This window comes from Actinosynnema sp., from assembly GCF_052038725.1.
The window spans coordinates 1-3,206 of sequence record NZ_JBQGCX010001486.1; the positions used below are offsets into that span (position 1 = coordinate 1).

The window sequence follows — 3,206 nt, forward strand, 5'->3', positions numbered from 1 at the left end:
CGAGGGCAAGGACGGCAAGCCGCGCATCCAAGCGCCCGACGACTGGGTGCGCGCCGAGATCGAGGAGGCGATGGCCAACGGGCGGCGCGTCATCCCCGTGCTGGTCGGGGACAAGGCAACCTTGAAGACGGAAACTGGGAAGCCGCTGCCGCTGCCGCTGTCGCTGTCGGCACTGCCCCAGCTGCACTACCTGCGTTTCCAGCACCGCTCGGCGGAGGAGGACATGGGGCGCCTGGTCGCCGAGATCAGGCGGGCAGCGGGCCCGAGCGCACCCCCCAGGGTGTCCCCGGCCCCGACCACACCGGTCATGCTGACCACGTTGGCGCCGGTGGACCAGTCGAGGGAGGTCCGGTTCGGGAGCGCGTCGATCGGCGGTCACCACTACGGCGACAGCATCGTGTTCCGGAGCATCCCGCCCAGTTCCACCGAGCGGGGAACCATCGGTTTCGCGCTGCGCAGGGACTACCGCGAACTGGAGGTGGTGGCCGGGGTGCTGGACGACGCGGCGGAGGCCGGTCAGACGGGGTACTTCCGGGTCGTGGTGGACGGCGTGTTGCGGGCGGAGATCCCGGTGCGGCAGCAGGAGGCCAGGACGTTGCGGGTGGACGTGACCGACGCGCTGCGATTGGACCTGGTCGCCTACCGAACAGATTCGGAGACCTCGCCGATGCGACAGGGCATGTTGGCCGCCCTCGGCAGGTCCAGCCGATTGCCTGCACTGGCGTGGGGCAATCCGGTTCTGCACCCATGACCCATCCGGATGGGAGCACTAGCATGTCCACCGGGCAGGGTGTCCGCAGAAAGAGGACGTGAACGCTATTTCAAAGAAAACATCCGAATAGCCCAAAAACTCCCACGATCAGTTTTACCAGGTTAACCTTCCCTTGTTCCACCGAGCGGGGAGGGCGTTGTGGTGGGAACTTCCGCAAAACTTTTCTGGGATCGCCTCACCGAGCAGGAGCGGGGTTACCTGGCGAGGGCCGCGACCTCACGGACGTTTCCGGCGAGGGCGAGGTTGGCTGGGGAGGGCAAGCCGGACGAGTGGGTGATGGTGCTGCACTCCGGGCAAGCCGAGATCGTCGCGGGGTGGAACCGGAAGCGGGTCGGCCTCGTCCAGGCGGGGGACCTGGTGGGCGAGCAGGCGGCACTGGACGGCAGGCCGCGTGACACCTCCGTGGTGGCGGTGACCCCGGTACGGGCGCTGACGGTCGAGGGTGAGCGGTTCCACGCCGCGATGGTGCGGCACCCGAGGATCGCGCGAGTGCTGTGCGCGGTGCTGTCGGAACGGGTGCGGCAGGCGACGCGGGTGCGGGGCGGCGCGAGCGAGAGGCATGACGACGCGCTGACCAGGGTGGCCAGGTTCCTGCTGCAGGAGGCCGAGAGCGGCAGGCCGGGCGACGGGGTGAGCACTCCGGTGCACATCCAGTCCCAGGAAGCCCTGGGCAGCAGACTGGGCCTGTCACGGGGGTCGGTGGTGCGGGCGATGCGCAGTTTGCGGGGGTCGAGCATGGTGCGGACCTCGCACGGCCGCGTGGTGGTGGAGGACCTGGGCGCACTGCGCTCCCTGGTGGGCGCCCAGGTCTGGACGCCCACCGGGATTCCCGCGCCACGCCTCACCTAGCAGCGGCTTTGGCGGCCTTCTTGAACTCGCGGACCTCCAGCAGCGAGGCCGAGTCGGTCACGTCGGCGACGCTGCGGCGCGTCCCCTCCTCGCCGTAAGCGCCCGCGGCCTCGCGCCACCCCTCCGCTTGCAGCCCGAACTGCTTGCCGAGCAGCGCGAGGAAGATCGCGGCCTTCTGCGCGCCGAATCCCGGCAGCGCCTCCAGCCTCTTCCGCACCTCGGCGCCGGTCGGCTCGCCCCTGGTCCAGATCAGGGTGGGCTGGCCGTCGTAGTGCTCGACCAGGTGCTGGGCGAGGACCTGGAGCCGCTTGGCCATGGAGCCGGGGAAGCGGTGGACGGCGGGCTTCTCCGCGACGATCCCGGCGAACTCCTCGGGGTCAGCCTCGGCGATCCGGTGCACGCTGAGCCCGCCCATGCGGTCGGAGATCACCTTCGGGCCCTTGAACGCCTTCTCCATCGGGATCTGCTGGTCGAGCAGCATCCCGAGCAGCAGGGCAAGGGGGTTGGTGGCGAGCAGGTGGTCGGAGTCGGGGTCTTGCGCCAGGCACAGCTCAGGGATCATGGCGCGAAGCATGGCACGGCCGTTCGGGCGAACGGTCCGCTCACCCGGGATAGCGTGGCCCGATGTTCGTGAAGCTCTGCGGGTTGCGCACCGAGGCCGATGTCGCCGTCGCGGTGGAGGTGGGGGCCGACGCAGTCGGGTTCGTGTTCAGCGAGAGCCCCCGGCAGGTCGATCCCGCCACGGCCACCCGGTTGGTCTCGGCGGTGCCCGACGGGGTGTTGTCCGTCGGGGTGTTCCGCAAGACGCCTGTGGACGAGGTCGCGCGGCTCGCCGGGGCGAGCGGGGTCGGGGCGGTGCAGCTGCACGGGGATTACCCGAAAGAGGCGTTCGAGGCGCTCCGACACCTCGGGGTGCCGCTGATCCGCGCGTTCGCCCCGACCCCGGACAGCGACCTGCGGGTGGGCGCGTTCGGTGAGGAGCTGCTGCTGCTCGACTCCCCCGTCGCCGGGTCCGGCGAGCGGTGGGACGCGGCGGCGCTGCGCGACCGGGTCGACGGGCGCTGGCTCCTGGCGGGTGGGCTCGGGGTCGACAACGTGGCGTCCGCCGTCGCCGAGGCGCGGCCGTGGGGGGTCGACGTCTCCAGCGGCATCGAGTCCGAGCGCGGGGTCAAGGACCACGGGCTCATGCGCGCGTTCACGGCAGCCGCGCGTCTGGGCTGACCCCGACCAGGCCGAACCCCTCGAACCGGAGCCCGCGGTGGATCTTCCACCGTGGGCTTCGCCGTGTCCGTGGGCAGCGATCTTGTCCCCACTAACCCTTCAGCCATAAGGTATGGCTTACCTAATCTTTGCTCAACCATGACCAGACCCAGTCGCCAGTGGCGCGTCCTCGGGCTGTGCGGCGCGCTCTGCGCGGCGTCCGTGCTCGCAGCCGCACCGGCGCAGGCGCAGTCCGCCGAGAACGTCCAGGACGCGTCGTTCGTGTGGGGCCTCAACGGGTACGCCCAGGCGGGCATCTTCGGCCGTGGACGCTCAAGGACTTCACCGGCAACGCCACCCAGCTCACCGGCTCGGTGTCCGGCGG

4 protein-coding genes and 1 pseudogene are annotated in these 3,206 nt (G+C 70.5%); 4 read left to right on the forward strand and 1 reads right to left on the reverse strand.

Annotated elements, in window-relative coordinates:
* A partial coding sequence (locus tag ACTUAL_RS31370; protein WP_440902759.1) for an NPCBM/NEW2 domain-containing protein occupies positions 1–751 on the forward strand: 751 nt, incomplete at its 5' end.
* Positions 752–913: 162 nt separating this feature from the next.
* Positions 914–1,621 (forward strand): Crp/Fnr family transcriptional regulator, encoded by a 708-nt coding sequence (locus tag ACTUAL_RS31375; protein ID WP_198320476.1) that lies wholly within the window; start codon positions 914–916, stop codon positions 1,619–1,621.
* On the opposite strand, the gene ACTUAL_RS31380 is transcribed toward ACTUAL_RS31375, so the two are convergent.
* Positions 1,614–2,183, reverse strand: a complete 570-nt coding sequence (locus ACTUAL_RS31380) for an HhH-GPD-type base excision DNA repair protein (protein ID WP_440902760.1) — start codon at positions 2,181–2,183, stop codon at positions 1,614–1,616. The genes ACTUAL_RS31375 and ACTUAL_RS31380 overlap by 8 nt on opposite strands.
* Before the next feature lie 62 nt (positions 2,184–2,245).
* On the opposite strand from ACTUAL_RS31380, the gene ACTUAL_RS31385 reads away from it, so the two are divergent.
* Positions 2,246–2,842 carry a phosphoribosylanthranilate isomerase gene (locus tag ACTUAL_RS31385; protein WP_096493421.1) on the forward strand — a complete coding sequence of 199 codons (597 nt, stop codon included), beginning with the start codon at positions 2,246–2,248 and terminating at the stop codon, positions 2,840–2,842.
* A gap of 138 nt (positions 2,843–2,980) precedes the next feature.
* Positions 2,981–3,206 (forward strand): annotated as a pseudogene (locus tag ACTUAL_RS31390) (hypothetical protein); the annotation flags it as partial.

Bases quoted from the DNA above. Each gene is read 5' to 3' on its own strand.
- ACTUAL_RS31385 (WP_096493421.1), top strand. From the start codon at position 2,246: ATGTTCGTGAAGCTCTGCGGGTTGCGCACCGAGGCCGATGTCGCCGTC.
- ACTUAL_RS31380 (WP_440902760.1), bottom strand. From the start codon at position 2,183: ATGATCCCTGAGCTGTGCCTGGCGCAAGACCCCGACTCCGACCACCTG.